The sequence below is a fragment of the Sorangium sp. So ce128 genome (assembly GCF_051525245.1).
Classification (GTDB): Bacteria; Myxococcota_A; Polyangia; order Polyangiales; family Polyangiaceae; genus Sorangium; species Sorangium cellulosum_B.
On sequence record NZ_CP150313.1, the window covers coordinates 6,515,213 to 6,529,052 of the forward strand.

A 13,840-nucleotide genomic window follows, 5' to 3' on the forward strand; every position below is an offset into this window, starting at 1 on the left:
AGCGGCGGACCGTCGCGTTCAAGAGCACAGAACACAAGGAGGCAGCGAAATATCACATGGCGATGAGACGCTTCGACCCTCGGCAGGCCCAGCGGGGGCCGCAGATCCGCATCAACCAGCGCATCCGCGTCCCGGAGATCCGCGTCATCGGTGATGATGGCGAGATGCTCGGCATCATGCAGACCCACGAGGCGCTGCGCCGAGCACAGGAGAAGGGGCTCGACCTCGTCGAGGTTAACCCGAAGGCGGATCCCCCGGTCTGCAAGATCCTCGACTTCGGCAAGTACAAGTACGACGAGAAGAAGAAGGCCCGCGAGGCGAAGCGCAAGCAGAGTGTGGTGGAGATCAAGGAGATCAAGCTCCGTCCCAAGACGGACGACCACGATCTCGAGTTCAAGACCAGGGCTGCTCACCGGTTCCTCGGCGCAGGCCACAAGGTGAAGTTCACGGTGCGCTTCCGCGGCCGAGAGATCACCCACCCGGAGAAGGCGCAGGAGCAGCTCGACTGGATCGTCCAGCACTGCGAGGAGATCGCGAACGTCGAGGTGCGCCCCATGATGGAGCAGCGCACGATGACGCTGATGATGGCGCCCAAGCCGGCGATCCTGCAGAAGGTGGCCCAGGCCCGCGCCGCCGCGGAGAAAGCGCGTCAGAAGGCGATCCAGGAAGGGCGCGCCGCTCCTGCCCAGGACGACACGGAGGACGAGGAGATCGAGAAGCTCGAGAGGGAGCTCGAGGAGCAGGACGACGAGGAGGACGACGAGGCGGAGGGGACCGAGTAACGCGTCCGGCGAGAGAGCGCGCCACGACGCCGATCACGGTGCGGCGCGCCTCGCAAGGGCGGCGTGTTGACGCGTGCTGACATGCGCTGAGCGCTCGCGCGCTGGCCACCTCGCCGCCGCCCAGCACGCAGCGCCCATGGCTCGGCCGTGGGCGCCGCAGGGAGCACGCTCCCTTTGCCGGGTCAGTGCGGGATCAGGCCGCCGAACCACGCGCCTGCGGCGAGGGCGGCGAGCGCGGCGACGAGCAGCACGGCCTTCACCGCGCCGCCCCCGGTCCTGGCTGGAGGGGCCAGATCCGGCTCCAGGTCGCGCGGCGCGGCCGGGACGAGCGGCGCGGCCGGGACGAGCGGCGCGATAGGCGCCGGCGTGGGCGGCGCAGGGCGCTGCACCTCGGGTACGGGCCGCGGGGAGGCCAGGGTCGGCACGGCTCGCCTCTCGAGCGGCGGATGCGCCGGCACAGGCGGCGCGAGCAGCGGACCCGCTGGCCTGGACGAGGGGACGCCGGAGGAAGGGGCGAGCGGAAGGCCGAACCCCGTCTCCTCGAGCGCGGCGAGGTTGCCCTCCTCGACCGACACGGTGGCGAGGGACCGCCGCATGACGTCCTCCCCCGACGCCGAGAGCTTGTCCCCCGGCGCCGAGAGCTTGATCTCGTCGGCCCACTTGCCGATGTCCTCGAAGGCCGAGATCTTGAGCGGCTCGTTCAGGCGCGTGGTGCTCGGCGCCGCCTTGTCGTCCGGGAGCGACGTGAACTCGAGCAGCGTTTCCTCGATGAGCCTGTCGATGAACGACGCCTTGTCCGACGTGGGAGCCCGCTTCCGGAGCGCCATGGCGCTGCGGACGTGCTCGGCGATGTCGTAGGCGCTGACGGGCCTGCCGAACCTGTACAGGAAGGTCGTGAGATCCCGGCCGAGCTCGCGCGCCGAGCCATAACGCTCCACGGGATCGCGGGCCAGCGAGCGGGCGATGATGCGATCGAGCTCGGGGGGAACCGCCTTGTTGCTCTCGGAGAGCGGCGGGATCTGCGCCTGCTGCACGAGCTTGACCGTCTGGTAGTCGGTGTCGCCGAGGAAGAGCCGCTTCCCGGAGAGCATCTCCCAGAGGATCGCGCCGAGCGCGAAGATGTCGGTGCGGTGATCGACCTCCTGGCCCTGCGCGGCCTCGGGCGAGAGGTAGCTGAACTTGCCCTTGATGATCCCGGCCTCGCTCTTCTCGAGCTGGCTCGTCGCCTTGGCGAGGCCGAAGTCGACGATCTTCACCTCGCCGTACTTCGTGATGAGCACGTTCGGAGGCGACATGTCCCGGTGGACGATCTGGAGCGGATGCCCGTCGGCCGACTTGAGCTCGTGGGCGTACGTGAGCCCCTCGCAGAGCTTCGCCGTGATGAACACGGCGGACTCGACCGGGAGGGTGCGGCCGGCCTTGCGCATCGACTCGAGGACCGCCTTCAGGTCGGCGCCGTCCACGTACTCCATCACGATGAAGTACGCGTTGTCGCCGACGCCGATGTCGAACACCTGCGCGACGTTGGAGTGGGAGAGGTGCGCAGACAGCCGCGCTTCGTCGAGGAACATCGCGATGAAGCGCTTCTTCTCGCTGAGGTGCGGGAGCACGCGCTTGATCGCGACCTGCTTCTTGAACCCCTCGATCCCGGCGCTCTCCGCCAGGAAGACCTCGGCCATGCCGCCCGAAGCTAGCCGCTCGATGACCCGGTAGCGCTGCTGCTGGTGGGCATCCGTCATGGTCCACCTAGTACACCACGTCCCACGCTGCGCGCGGAAACAACCGGCTCGTCTTCATCGGAGCCCGCGGGCGAGGCGCGCAAAGAGTGCGGTCTGTAACGATCGCGCACGAGCGCGCGCCCTCTCCCCTGGACGCAGCCTTACGCGGGCATCGCTGCGGCCAGGCTAGGGAGGCGAGGCGCGCTCAGCCCGTGAGCGCGCTCCGCATGAACGGGCGAGGTGCAGGTGTGAGCGGCACCGCCACCGCGCGCACGCGGCTCTTCGACGCGACCGCGCCGCGCGCGAGCGCCGCCGGCTCGATCTGTGCGACCTGCGCGACGGCGCGCTTCCGGCGATCGTCCAGCTCCGCGGCGAGCATGTCCTTCACCATGTCGAGGAGCTCCGGGAAGCCCGACAGGCGCAGCCCGACGTCGTTCGTCCAGAGGATGATCTCGAGCTCTCCGTCTGGCGCCCTCGCCTCGGGATCCCACGCGAAGACCGTCTCGGCCGCCGCGTCGATGCCGAACGGGACGAGCGCGCTCCGCGCACCATAGCGGCCGCGCACGGTCGCCGGCGCGCCGTCGCGCTCGCCCGCGCCGCGCACCTCCTCGCCGTCGCAGTGCTCGAGCACCATCCGCCCGACGTCCATGTACGAGCCGCGCGCGAGCGCGCGCACTCCGAGCAGGCTGGCGCCGGCGAACAGCTGCGGCCAGCCGTCGTGCCGCGAGAGCAGCTCCCGATAGCTCGGCGGCAGCGCCATCCCGAGGCGCCGCTCGACGCCGGCGATCGCCTCCTCGGGAGCCCCGGCCGGCGGCGCGATCGGCATTCCCCGCCGTGGATCCATCCGCGCGAGCTCCAGCTTGAGCGCGCGGATGCGGTGCATCGACTCGAGCCACTCCATGCGCGCGACCCTACGCGCGCGGCGCCGGAAGGAGCAAAAAACGAGCGACGCTCCGCCCCGCCGCGCAGGCGCAACCCGGGGGACACACGCGCTTGACAGTCATTTGGGTCAGCGGCACGGTGCTTGCGTGGCTGGCTTGGGCTCCTGGGCATCGCTTCGCACCGCGTTCGTCGTGGCGGGCGCCACGTTCGTCGTCGCGTCGCTCGCGACCGCGTGCCTCGACTACGCGGGCGAGGAGCTGTTCGATCAGTGCGACACGCCGGCGGCGCCGCTCCCCGGCTCGGGATCCGGCTCGGGCGCCACCACGAGCGCCGGGGCGGCCAGCGTGGATCAGCCGGACTGCGGCGCGCCGACGCACGCGCCCGGCTCGGGATCCGGCTCGGGCTCGTGAGGGAAGAGCGGCGCGATCTCCTCGCGCTCGCCGCGCTCACCGCCGCCGCGCTCGCCTCGCGCCTGCTCTTCTGCATCGATCACGACGAGGACATCGACGCGCTCCGGTTCGCGCTCGGCGTGGAGCGGTTCGACGTGGCCGCGCTCCGCCCGCACGCGCCGTACTACCCCGTGTTCGTCGCGGTGGCGAAGGGGCTCGCGCTGCTCGGCGCGACGCCGCGCGCGGCGCTCGCCCTCGTCAGCGCCGCGTCCGGCGCGGCCGCCGTCGCCTTCACCGCCCTGCTCGCGCGCGAGGTCGCCGGGCGGCGCGCCGCGGTGTTCGCCGGGGTCCTCGCGCTCGCCTCGCCGTTCCTCTGGCTGTCGTCCGAGAAGCTCCTCAGCGACATGGCCGGCACCGCGGCGGTGACCGCGGCGCTCTGGCTGTGCGCCCGCGCGCGGCGCCCCCGCGGCGGGCGGGCGGCCGCTCCGGCCGCGCCGCTGGATACCGCCGCCGCCGCGGCACGCACGCGCACCTGGGCGCTCGTGCTGCTCGGCGTCGGGCTCGGCGTGCGGCTCTCGTACTTCCCGTTCGCGCTCGCCTGCCTCGCCGTCATCGCCCGCGGCGAGGGCGGCCGCCTCGCGTGGCTCGCGCGCGGCCGCGACCTCGCGGCCGGCGCGCTCGCGTGGCTCGTGCCGCTCGTGCTGATCGCGACGCCGCGCGACCTCGTCGCGACGACGTGGCTCCAGGGGCTCGGGCACTTCACCCGCTGGGGAGGGACGGCGATCACCGTCTCGTCGCCGCTCGATCGCCTCCGCGGCGTGATCTGGGGGATCTGGGCCAACGGGCTCGGCGGAGCGTGGCCCGACGCGCCGGCGGCGCGCTGGCTCGGCGCGCCGCTCCTGATCGCGCTCCTCGCCGCGGGCGCGCTCCGCGTCGCGTCGCGAGAGCGGGCCGCGCGCGCGCTGCGCGAGCAGCCCGAGCTCTGGGCCTCCGCGTTCGCTTACTTCCTCTGGGCGCTCCTCGGGCAAAACATCGCCTACAAGCCGCGGCACTGGCTCCCGCTCGTCCCGCTCCTCCTCGTCGCCATGGCCGCCGGCGCAGCGGCCCTCTCGGCGGCGCGCCCCGCGGCGGAGGGCGCTCCGCGCCACCGCGCGCTCCGCGGCACCGCGCCCTTCGCCCTCGTCGCGGCCCTCGCGGCGCAATGGCTCGTCGACGCGATCTCGCTCGCTCGACAGCACGAGGCGCCCTCGCCGGCGGCCGCGATCGTGCGCTTCCTCCGCGACGCCGGCGCAGAGCAGCGCCCGGTGCTCACGCGCGACCTCGACCGGATGATCCAGGAGGGCGCGCCGGGCCGGCTGCCCGTGCGCGTCCGCGACGACGCCGCGCTCGTCCGCGACGTCGAGCAGGCCGGGCCGGGCGGCGCGCTCATCACCAGCGAGGCGCTGTCGCGGGAGGCGCGTGACGCGCTCGCAGGCCGCGGCTACACGATCGCGATCCGCTTCGCGCGCCCGCGCTCGCGCTACGTCGACGCGCTCTGGAGCGATCTCGCGCTGCTCGAGGCGCTGCCCGCCGGACCTCCGGCAGGCGGCGCGCTCTCGCGCGCGCCGCACGGCGCGCCCCCTCGCTGAAAACGAGGTTGACCTCCGTTTTCAAGGGCGCGAAGACTCCCGCCCCCCGGGCTCCCGGTCCTCGTCATGAAAGCGATCATGTCCTTGTGGCCTCGCTCCGCGGGCGTCGTCCTCGGCGCGCTGCTGCCCTTCGCCGCCGCCGCGCAGCCTGCGCCGGCCACGCAGCCCGCCCCCGCCGCACAGCCCGCGCCGGACGGCCCGGTCCTCGACCTGCCGCCCGAGCACGCCGCGCCGCCGCCGGAGCCCGGGAAGCCCGCCGTCGGTCTCGGCGCCGGAGAGGCGCCCGAGCACGAGCTCGTCCGCGGCCTGACCGAGCAGCGGTTCCGCAGCGCCGGGGCGAGCGCCAGCAGCACCTCCGTCGGCGGCTACGGCGAGGTGCATGTCCGCGGCACGACGACCGGCCGCGAGGGCGAGCGCGCGTGGGTCGCCGACATCCCGCGCCTCGTGCTCTTCGTGGCGCACGAGTTCACGGCCGACATCCGGTCCTACGTCGAGCTCGAGGTCGAACACTCGATCTCCTGCGCGAGCTGCCCGGGCGCCGCGGAGCTGGAGCAGGCCTACATCGAGTGGAACGCGGCAGGCCGCGCCCTCGGGCTGCGCGCGGGCCTCGTGCTCGTCCCGATGGGGATCATCAACCAGTGGCACGAGCCGCCGGTGTTCCACGGCGTGGTCAGGCCCAAGGTCGACACCCTCGTCATCCCCTCGACGTGGCGCGAGATCGGGATCGGCGCGTTCGGTCAGCCGCTCGACTGGCTGCGCTTCGAGGCCTACGCCATGACCGGCCTCGATCCGCTCGGCTTCCGCGCGGGCGGCCTCGCCGGCGGGCGACAGAGCGGCGGGCTCGCCCGCGCCAACGCATGGGCGGCCGTCGCGCGCGTCGAGGCCGAGCCGCTGCTCGGGGTCGTCGCGGGCGCGTCGGTGTACGCGAGCGACGCTGGCCCGAACGGCGAGGGCAAATTCTTCCTTCGCGATGGCACCCCGGTGGATCTGTCGGTCCCGGTCCTCGGCTGGTCGCTCGACGCGCGCTGGCGCAGGAGCGGCCTGGAGACGCGGGTCCTGTTCGCCGAGTGGCACCTCCCCGAGGCGCGCGCCCTGATGGTCTCGTTCAACGAGGGCGGCGCGCCGAATTTCATCGATCCCACGAGCCCCGTGGCCTCCCGGATCCGCGGCGGCTATGTCGAGGCCGCGTTCGACGTGCTCCGCCCGCTCGGCGTGGGCCACGAGCTCCTGCCGTTCGCGCGCGTCGAGGCGTACGACACGCAGTCCGCGGTGCCCGAGGGCTACGAGGCCAACGCCTCGTACGGCGTCCGCGAGCTCACGCTCGGCGCCTCGTACCGGCCGACCCAGGGGGTCGTCGTGAAGGCCGACTACCAGCTGCGCGACCGCACCCTCGGGTTCGACCAGACGCAGCTCAATTTCGGCCTCGGCTTCATGTACTGAGCGCGCCGGACGCGGGCACACCATGTCACTCCGCCCAGACGACGCCGGGCCCGAGCGCCTCGTGGTCGGCGCCGGCATCTCCGGCCTCTACGCCGCGCTGCTGCTCGCGCGGGCCGGCCGGCGCGTGCGCCTCCTCGAGCGCGCGGCGCGGACCGGCGGGCTCGCGGGCGCCGAGACGTTCCGCGGCCTGCCGTGCGATCTCGGCTCGCACCGGCTCCACCCGGCCGCCCTCGATCAGCCGCTCTTCCGCGAGGTGCACGCGCGCTCCCCGTTCCTCTCGCGCCCGCGCCGCGGTGTGCTCGTGCTCGGCGAGCGCCACGTCCCCTACCCGCCGAGCGCGCCCTCGATGCTCCGCGCGCTCGGCCTCCGCGCCGGCGCCGCCATGGGCCTCGGGTTCGTGGCGCAGCGCGGCCGCCGCGCGGCCTTCGCCCGCTGGGAGCACGACCGCGCCCTCGCCGGTGAGGACGTCGGCTTCGAGCGGTTCGTGCGCGACCGCGTCGGCGCGGCGGCCTACGCGTCGTTCTACCGGCCCTACGCCGAGAAGGTCTGGGGCATCCCGCCGTCCGAGCTCTCCCAGACCGTCGCGAAGAAGCGGATCAGCACGACGAGCCCGCTCGCGCTGTTCAAGGGGCTCGCCCGCGGCCGCGCCTCGGCGGATCTCGCGCGGTTCATCTACCCGCCGGCGGGCATCTCGTCGCTCATCACGTACCTCGAGGCGCGCCTCGCGGAGGCCGGCGTCGAGGCCGAGTGCGGGACCGCCCTCGGTCTGGCCGGGGCGGGCGCGCGCGCCGGCGCGGCGCCGATCCTGTTCGCCGGCGATCTCGCGGATCTCGTGCCCGACGCGCCGCTCGAGCACCGCGGGCTCTACCTGGTCTACCTGGCGTACCCGCGCGCGCGGCTCGGCGCCCCGGAGACCTACTACTGCCCCGACCCGCGCTTCTGGTTCGGCCGCGTCTCCGAGCTGCAGAACTACGCGCCCGATCTCCGCCGCCCGGGCGAGACGGTGCTGTGCGTCGAGATCCCCGAGGGGGCCTGGGGGAGCGGGCGCGACTTCGCGTCGGGCCCGCCGCTCGAGGCGCTGCTCGACCAGCTCGTGCGCGCCGGCATAGCCCCGCGCGGGGTGGCGCCGCTCGAGGCCCGGCAGCGCTTCGTGCCCCGCGTGTACCCGCTCTACCGGCGTGGCTGGCTGCGGGACTGGCGGGCCGCGATGCGCCGCGCCGCCGCGCTCGGCGTGGTCCCCTTCGGGCGGCAGGCGCTCTTCCTGCACTGCAACCTCGATCACTGCGCCGCGATCGCGGCCGACGCGGTGGCGCACGTCGAGGCCGGCCGCAGCCCGGAAGCGTGGGCGCTGAACGCCGAGCGCTACCTGGACGTGCAGGTGCGCGACTGACGCCCGCGCCGCAAATCCGCGGCCCAAACGCCGTTGACTTTGACTTTCACGAATGACAGCTTCGTCGGAGCCTTGATGCGTCTTTCTCGTGACCTCCGCACCGCCCACTTCGCTGCAGCAGCGGCGCTCACGTTCATCCTGGCGGCGCTGCCCGCCCACGGCGCGACGTACTGGACGGTCCCTGCTGTCCTGAAGAGCTTCTTCGCGAGCTCGAAGAAGGTCGGTTATCGCAAGGTCGTCCTCGGCGACGCGGAGGCGCAGGAGCTCGGCAAGAAGCTGGGAGCGCCGGTCAAGCGCGAGTGGGTGGTGTACGTCGCGGAGTCCGACGGCAAGATCGACGGCTACGCGATCAAGGACGAAGAGAAGGGGATGCACGAGCCGATCGACTTCGCCGTGCAGTTCTCGACGGCCGGCGCGGTGGAGCGCATCGAGATCCTCGAGTACCGCGAGGCGTACGGCGACGAGGTCCGCGGCGATCGCTTCCGCGCCCAGTTCCGCGGCAAGACGGCGGGCGACCCGATCACCGCGGGCAAGGACATCGACATCGTGTCGGGCGCATCCATCTCGTCCCGCTCCGTGGCCCTCGGCGTCAAGCGCGACGCGCTCGTCCTCCAGCTCGCGCTGAAGCGCGGCGGTCTGTGAGGGATTTCACAGCTTCAGCCGGTCGGCTGAGGTCGCTCTCGCTCGGCGCGAAGCTCCTCTACTCGGCGTTCGCGCTCGCGTCGGTCATCGGGCTGCTCGTGTCATGGCGCCTCTACGGGGCGATGGTGCAGGACGCGGGGGCCGCCGCGTACTACGCGGGCGCGGCGGTCGCCGCGCCGCCGCCTGCCCCGACCCAGGCGCCCGCGGCGGCCGAGGGGCCCGCGCTCGATCTGGGCCCGGAGCTCGAGCTCCCCGGAACGCCGGAGGCGCCGCGCGTCCTGGTCGAGCAGATCTCCGAGCGGAAGCTGCTCGAGGTGACGCATTTCCACCTCTTCTCGGTGCCGGTCTACGTGCTGATCCTCGCGCACCTCTGGCTTCTCGCGCGCCTGCCGTCGTGGCTCCACACCGCGGGCGTCGCGGCGGCCGTCGTCACGAGCGGGCTGCACATCGCGGCGCCATGGCTCATCCGGAGCGCGCCCGGCGCCGCGGCGCTGATGCCAATCTCCGGCGTGGCGATGCTGCTGTCGCTCGGCGCCATGGCGGTCGTCTCGACGGTGGACATGTGGCTGCCGAGGCGCTCGCGGCGAGGCGAGGCAGCGCCGGCCGACGAGGCCCAGGCCCAGTAAACCGCCGCGCGCGCCCCGCGCGGCGCGCGCTCGCCCCGACGAGCGAAGGCGCCCTGGGGACCTGGTTGCCAGCGCGCCGGACGAGGCCTCAGCCCTCGGGGACGAGCCAGAGCACCCCCAGCGGCGGGAGCGAGAGCACGATGGATTGCGGGAACCCGTGGCTCGGGACGTCCTCGACCTCGACGCGACCCAGGTTGCCCACGCCGCTGCCGCCGTACTGGACCGCATCGGTGTTGAGCACCTCCAGGTAGGCGCCGCGCCGCGGGACGCCGATCCGGTAGTGATGGCGCGGGACCGGCGTGAAATTGCCGATGAACACGACGTGCGTGCCCGAGGGCGACATCTGATCTCCCGCGCCGTCACCGTAGCGGATGAACGAGATCACGGTCTGCATGTGGTCAGTGCAGTCGATCCACCGGAAGCCGTGGTGCTCGTCGTCGAGCTCGTACATCGCCGGATACTTCTTGTAGAGCGCGTTGAGCTCCGTCACGAGCCGCTTGAGCCCCGCGTGCTCGGGCACCGAGAGCAGGCCCCAGTCGAGCTCCGTCTTCTCGCTCCACTCGGCGAACTGGCCGATCTCACCGCCCATGAAGAGCAGCTTCTTGCCCGGGTGCGCCCACATGTAGCCGTAGAGCGCGCGCAGGTTCGCCAGCATCTGCCAGTAGTCGCCGGGCATCTTCGAGAGCAGCGCCCGCTTGAGGTGCACGACCTCGTCGTGGCTCAGCGGCAGGAGGAACTTCTCGGAGAAGGCATAGATCAGCCCGAACGTGAGCTGGTGGTAGTGGAAGGCGCGGTGGATGGGCTCGTGCTTGAAGAAGTCGAGCGTGTCGTGCATCCACCCCATGTTCCACTTGAAGTCGAAGCCGAGCCCGCCGACGTACGTCGCGTGGGTCACCGACGGCCAGGCGGTGGACTCCTCCGCGCAGAGGATCGCGCCCGGACAGCGCTCGTGCACCCGGTTCGACAGCTCCCGGATGAAGTCGATGGCCTCGATGTTCTCGCGGCCGCCATACCGGTTCGGCACCCAGTCGCCGCCCTGCGCGGCGTAGTCGAGGTAGAGCATCGAGGCGACCGCGTCGACCCGCAGGCCGTCGATGTGGAACTCGTCGAGCCAGTAGAGCGCGTTGGCAACAAGGAAGTTCCGCACCTCGTGGCGGCCGTAGTTGAAGATGTACGTGTTCCACTCGCGGTGCTCGCCGAGGCGCGGGTCGAGGTGCTCGTAGAGCGCCGTGCCGTCGAACCGCCCGAGCGCCCACGCGTCCTTGGGGAAGTGCGCGGGGGTCCAGTCGAGGATCACGCCGATCCCCCGCTGGTGGCAGCGGTCGATGAAGTAGCGGAGGTCGTCGGGATCGCCGAAGCGGCTGGTCGGGGCGAAGTAGCCCGCCACCTGGTAACCCCATGACCCGTCGAAGGGGTGCTCCATGACCGGCATGAGCTCGATGTGCGTGAAGCCGAGCTCGGCCACGTACTCGACGAGGTGGTCGGCGAGCTCGCGGTACGTCATCCAGCGCATCCCGCCCTCGTACGGCGGGCCCTCGCCCGGCACGCGCCGCCAGGAGCCGGCGTGGACCTCGTAGATCGTGAGCGGCTTCTTGCGGGAGTCGATCTTGCCGCGCTCCTGCATCCAGTCGCCGTCCTGGAACGCGTAGCGGCTCGTGTAGACCCGCGAGGCGGTGGCCGGCCGGAGCTCCATCGCCTGGGCGACGGGATCGGTCTTCACCGTGAGGTGCCCCTCCGGCGTCTTGATCTCGTACTTGTAGAGCGCGCCCTCGCCGAGGCCAGGGATGAAGAGCTCCCAGAAGCCCTCGCCCATCCGGCGCATCGCGTGGCGGCGGCCGTCCCAGTGGTTGAAGTCGCCGAGGACGCTCACCCGCCGCGCGTTCGGGGCCCAGACCGCGAACGACGTCCCGGAGACCCCGTCCACCTCGCGCACGTGCGCGCCGAGGACGCGGTAGAGCTCCCAGTGCCGCCCCTCGGCCAGGAGGTGGCGATCGATGTCCCCGAGCGTCGGCGGCATCGCGTACGGGTCGAGCTCCACCGAGGAGTTGCCGTCCGCGAAGCGCAGCTCGATCTGGTACGGGAAGCGTCCGTCCGCGGGGTAGGACACGCCGGGGAAGCGCGCCTCGAAGAGGCCCGCGGGGTGGACGCGCTCCATCGGCTGCCTCCGGAGCCTGGGGTCGCCCGGGACCACCGCGATCTCGGTGGCGTCTGGCCGAAAGACGCGGACCACCAGGTCGTCCTCGTCTTCGTGCGCGCCGAGCACGTGGTGCGGATCCGGATGCTCGACTGCCGCGATGAGATCGAGTTCTCGTTGTTCCAACATGTCGGGGTCCGCCTATAGCGGCTCCACTCGCCGACGTCATGCCGAGAGTCCGCCCGAGACGCCGACCAGGCTCACCCGGGCACACCGGCGCGGCCTGCGGCGCCGGTCCCCCCTGGCGCAACCACGGTGTGCTCACCATTTGTCCGCAGCGCAACAGCGGATGTCGGTGGGCCGGATCGACCGCGAGCACGCCGAGAATCGTCGGGATTCATCGGGAAACAGCGCAAATGCTCATTTGCTGTACCTTCTCGGGAAGGGTAGGGTCCCGGCGTCGAGCAGCGAGCCACGGCGGCCATCCGGCAAGCGACGCGGGCTCGACAGGCGGAGGGATCGAACATGGGTCAGGTGGTGAGCGAGCGCCCGATCGGGGGCAACGGCAGCGGTCCTGGCATGAACGGGCACGGGGGCGCGGCGATCCGCAGCTACGCGCCGGCGACCGGGGAGCTCCTTGGAGAGGCCCCGAACACCAGCGCCGAGGAGGTGCGTGCCGCGGTCGCCCGGGCGCGGCGCGCGCAGGAGGCGTGGGGCGCGCTGCCCGTGGAGGAGCGCTGCCAGCGCGTCCTTCGCTTCCGCGACGCCATCGTCGATCGGACGGACGAGATCGTCGATCTGCTCTCGCGCGAGTGCGGCAAGCCGCGCCACGAGGCGCTGCTGCACGAGGTCCTGGTCGCGGCCGACATGGCGACGTACTTCGCGCAGGTCGCCCCGAAGGCGCTCGAGCCGCACGAGATCAAGCTCCACCTCTTCAAGCACCGGCGCAGCTGGGTCCACTACGTCCCTCGCGGCGTGGTCGGCGTGATCTCGCCGTGGAACTTCCCGTTCCAGCTCGCGCTGCGCGACGTGCTCGCGGCGATCGTCGCCGGCAACGCCGCCGTGCTCAAGCCGAGCGAGGTGACGCCGCTCATCGCGCTCAAGCAGAAGGAGATCTGGGACGGCGCGGGCATGCCCGAGGATCTGTTCCAGGTCGTCACCGGCTACGGGCCGACCGGCGCGGCGCTCATCGACAGCGGCATCCAGATGCTCCTGTTCACCGGCAGCGTCGGCACCGGGAGGAAGGTCGCCGCCGCCTGCGGCGAGCGCCTCATCCCGTGCGTGATGGAGCTCGGCGGCAAGGCGCCGCTCATCGCCTGCGCGGACGCGGACATCGAGCGCACGGCGCAGGCGATCGTCTTCGGCGGCTTCGCGAACGCGGGGCAGGTGTGCGTCGCGGTGGAGCGGGTCTACGCGCACCGCGAGATCCACGATCGGCTGCTCGAGCGCACCGTCGAGATCACGAAGGGGCTGAACCAGGGTGATCCGGGCAAGGAGTTCGTCGACGTGGGGGCGATCATCTTCCCGCCGCAGATCGACGTCGCCGAGCGGCACATCAAGGACGCTGTCGACAAGGGGGCGACCGTGAAGGCCGGCGGCAAGCGCGCGCCGGGGCAGGGCCAGTTCTTCGAGCCGACGATCCTCGCGGGCTGCGATCATGCGATGACGGTGATGACCGAGGAGATCTTCGGGCCGGTCGTGCCGTTCATGCAGGTCGCGACCGAGGAGGAGGCGATCCGCCTCTCGAACGAGTCGCACCTCGGCCTCAACGCCTATGTCTTCTCGGAGGACACCGATCACGCCCGCCGGCTCGCCGAGCGCCTGCAGGCCGGCAGCGTGCTGGTGAACGACGTGCTCATGAACGGCGCCCTCCCCGACGCGCCGTTCGGCGGCGTCAAGCAGAGCGGCTTCGGCCGGGTGATGGGCGAGGACGGGCTCCGGCAGATGTGCGACGTCAAGCACATCAACGCGGACCGCATCGCGCTGGGGTCGAAGGACCCGACCTGGTTCCCCTACACCGCGTCGTCGTACAGCTGGTTCAAGCGAGGCATGCGCGCGCTCTTCTCGAGCGGCGGCTTCCTGCGGCGCATCGGGGAGCTCTTCTAGGGCGGCGCGCTGTCGACAGGGCGACGAGATCTGGAGAAACGCCAGCTGGCCATATGCCAGATGGGCGGCTGCAAGGCGGGCACAGATCCTGCGCTTCGCGCCA

At 72.2% G+C, this 13,840-nt stretch carries 11 protein-coding genes; 8 read left to right on the top strand and 3 right to left on the bottom strand.

What is annotated here, in order from left to right:
* Window positions 1-56 precede the first annotated feature (56 nt).
* The gene (gene infC, locus WME82_RS24670; protein ID WP_437747895.1) at window positions 57-782 is read left to right on the top strand and encodes a translation initiation factor IF-3; all 726 of its coding nucleotides are present in this window, start codon (window positions 57-59) and stop codon (window positions 780-782) included.
* 182 nt (window positions 783-964) lie between these two features.
* On the opposite strand, the gene WME82_RS24675 is transcribed toward infC, so the two are convergent.
* Together WME82_RS24675 and WME82_RS24680 are read right to left on the bottom strand one after the other, a co-directional pair.
* Window positions 965-2,521: a serine/threonine protein kinase gene (locus WME82_RS24675; protein ID WP_438044785.1), complete on the bottom strand. Its 1,557-nt coding sequence runs from the start codon at window positions 2,519-2,521 to the stop codon at window positions 965-967.
* Window positions 2,522-2,705: 184 nt separating this feature from the next.
* Complete coding sequence (locus WME82_RS24680; protein WP_438044786.1) at window positions 2,706-3,401, bottom strand: SMI1/KNR4 family protein; 696 nt, start codon at window positions 3,399-3,401, stop codon at window positions 2,706-2,708.
* Between the two features lie 127 nt (window positions 3,402-3,528).
* Here WME82_RS24680 and WME82_RS24685 point away from each other — a divergent pair, with 127 nt between their 5' ends.
* From WME82_RS24685 to WME82_RS24710, 6 genes are all read left to right on the top strand, one after another.
* On the top strand, window positions 3,529-3,792 hold the full coding sequence (locus WME82_RS24685) for a hypothetical protein (protein WP_162144007.1): 264 nt from the start codon (window positions 3,529-3,531) through the stop codon (window positions 3,790-3,792).
* A complete protein-coding gene (locus WME82_RS24690) occupies window positions 3,789-5,399 on the top strand; it encodes a hypothetical protein (protein ID WP_438044787.1) in 1,611 nt (536 codons plus the stop codon). Before WME82_RS24685 ends, WME82_RS24690 begins: the two co-directional genes overlap by 4 nt.
* A gap of 78 nt (window positions 5,400-5,477) precedes the next feature.
* A complete protein-coding gene (locus WME82_RS24695; protein WP_438044788.1) occupies window positions 5,478-6,839 on the top strand; it encodes a hypothetical protein in 1,362 nt (453 codons plus the stop codon).
* Between the two features lie 22 nt (window positions 6,840-6,861).
* Window positions 6,862-8,229, top strand: coding sequence for a protoporphyrinogen/coproporphyrinogen oxidase (locus WME82_RS24700; RefSeq protein ID WP_438044789.1), 1,368 nt, complete (start codon window positions 6,862-6,864; stop codon window positions 8,227-8,229).
* Between the two features lie 75 nt (window positions 8,230-8,304).
* On the top strand, window positions 8,305-8,871 hold the full coding sequence (locus WME82_RS24705) for an FMN-binding protein (protein ID WP_437747901.1): 567 nt from the start codon (window positions 8,305-8,307) through the stop codon (window positions 8,869-8,871).
* Window positions 8,868-9,497 carry a hypothetical protein gene (locus WME82_RS24710; protein WP_437873752.1) on the top strand — a complete coding sequence of 210 codons (630 nt, stop codon included), beginning with the start codon at window positions 8,868-8,870 and terminating at the stop codon, window positions 9,495-9,497. Before WME82_RS24705 ends, WME82_RS24710 begins: the two co-directional genes overlap by 4 nt.
* 88 nt (window positions 9,498-9,585) lie before the next feature.
* On the opposite strand, the gene glgB is transcribed toward WME82_RS24710, so the two are convergent.
* Window positions 9,586-11,820 (bottom strand): 1,4-alpha-glucan branching protein GlgB, encoded by a 2,235-nt coding sequence (gene glgB, locus WME82_RS24715; protein ID WP_437873753.1) that lies wholly within the window; start codon window positions 11,818-11,820, stop codon window positions 9,586-9,588.
* Window positions 11,821-12,156: 336 nt separating this feature from the next.
* On the opposite strand from glgB, the gene WME82_RS24720 reads away from it, so the two are divergent.
* Window positions 12,157-13,737: an aldehyde dehydrogenase family protein gene (locus WME82_RS24720; protein WP_437917313.1), complete on the top strand. Its 1,581-nt coding sequence runs from the start codon at window positions 12,157-12,159 to the stop codon at window positions 13,735-13,737.
* Window positions 13,738-13,840 lie beyond the last annotated feature (103 nt).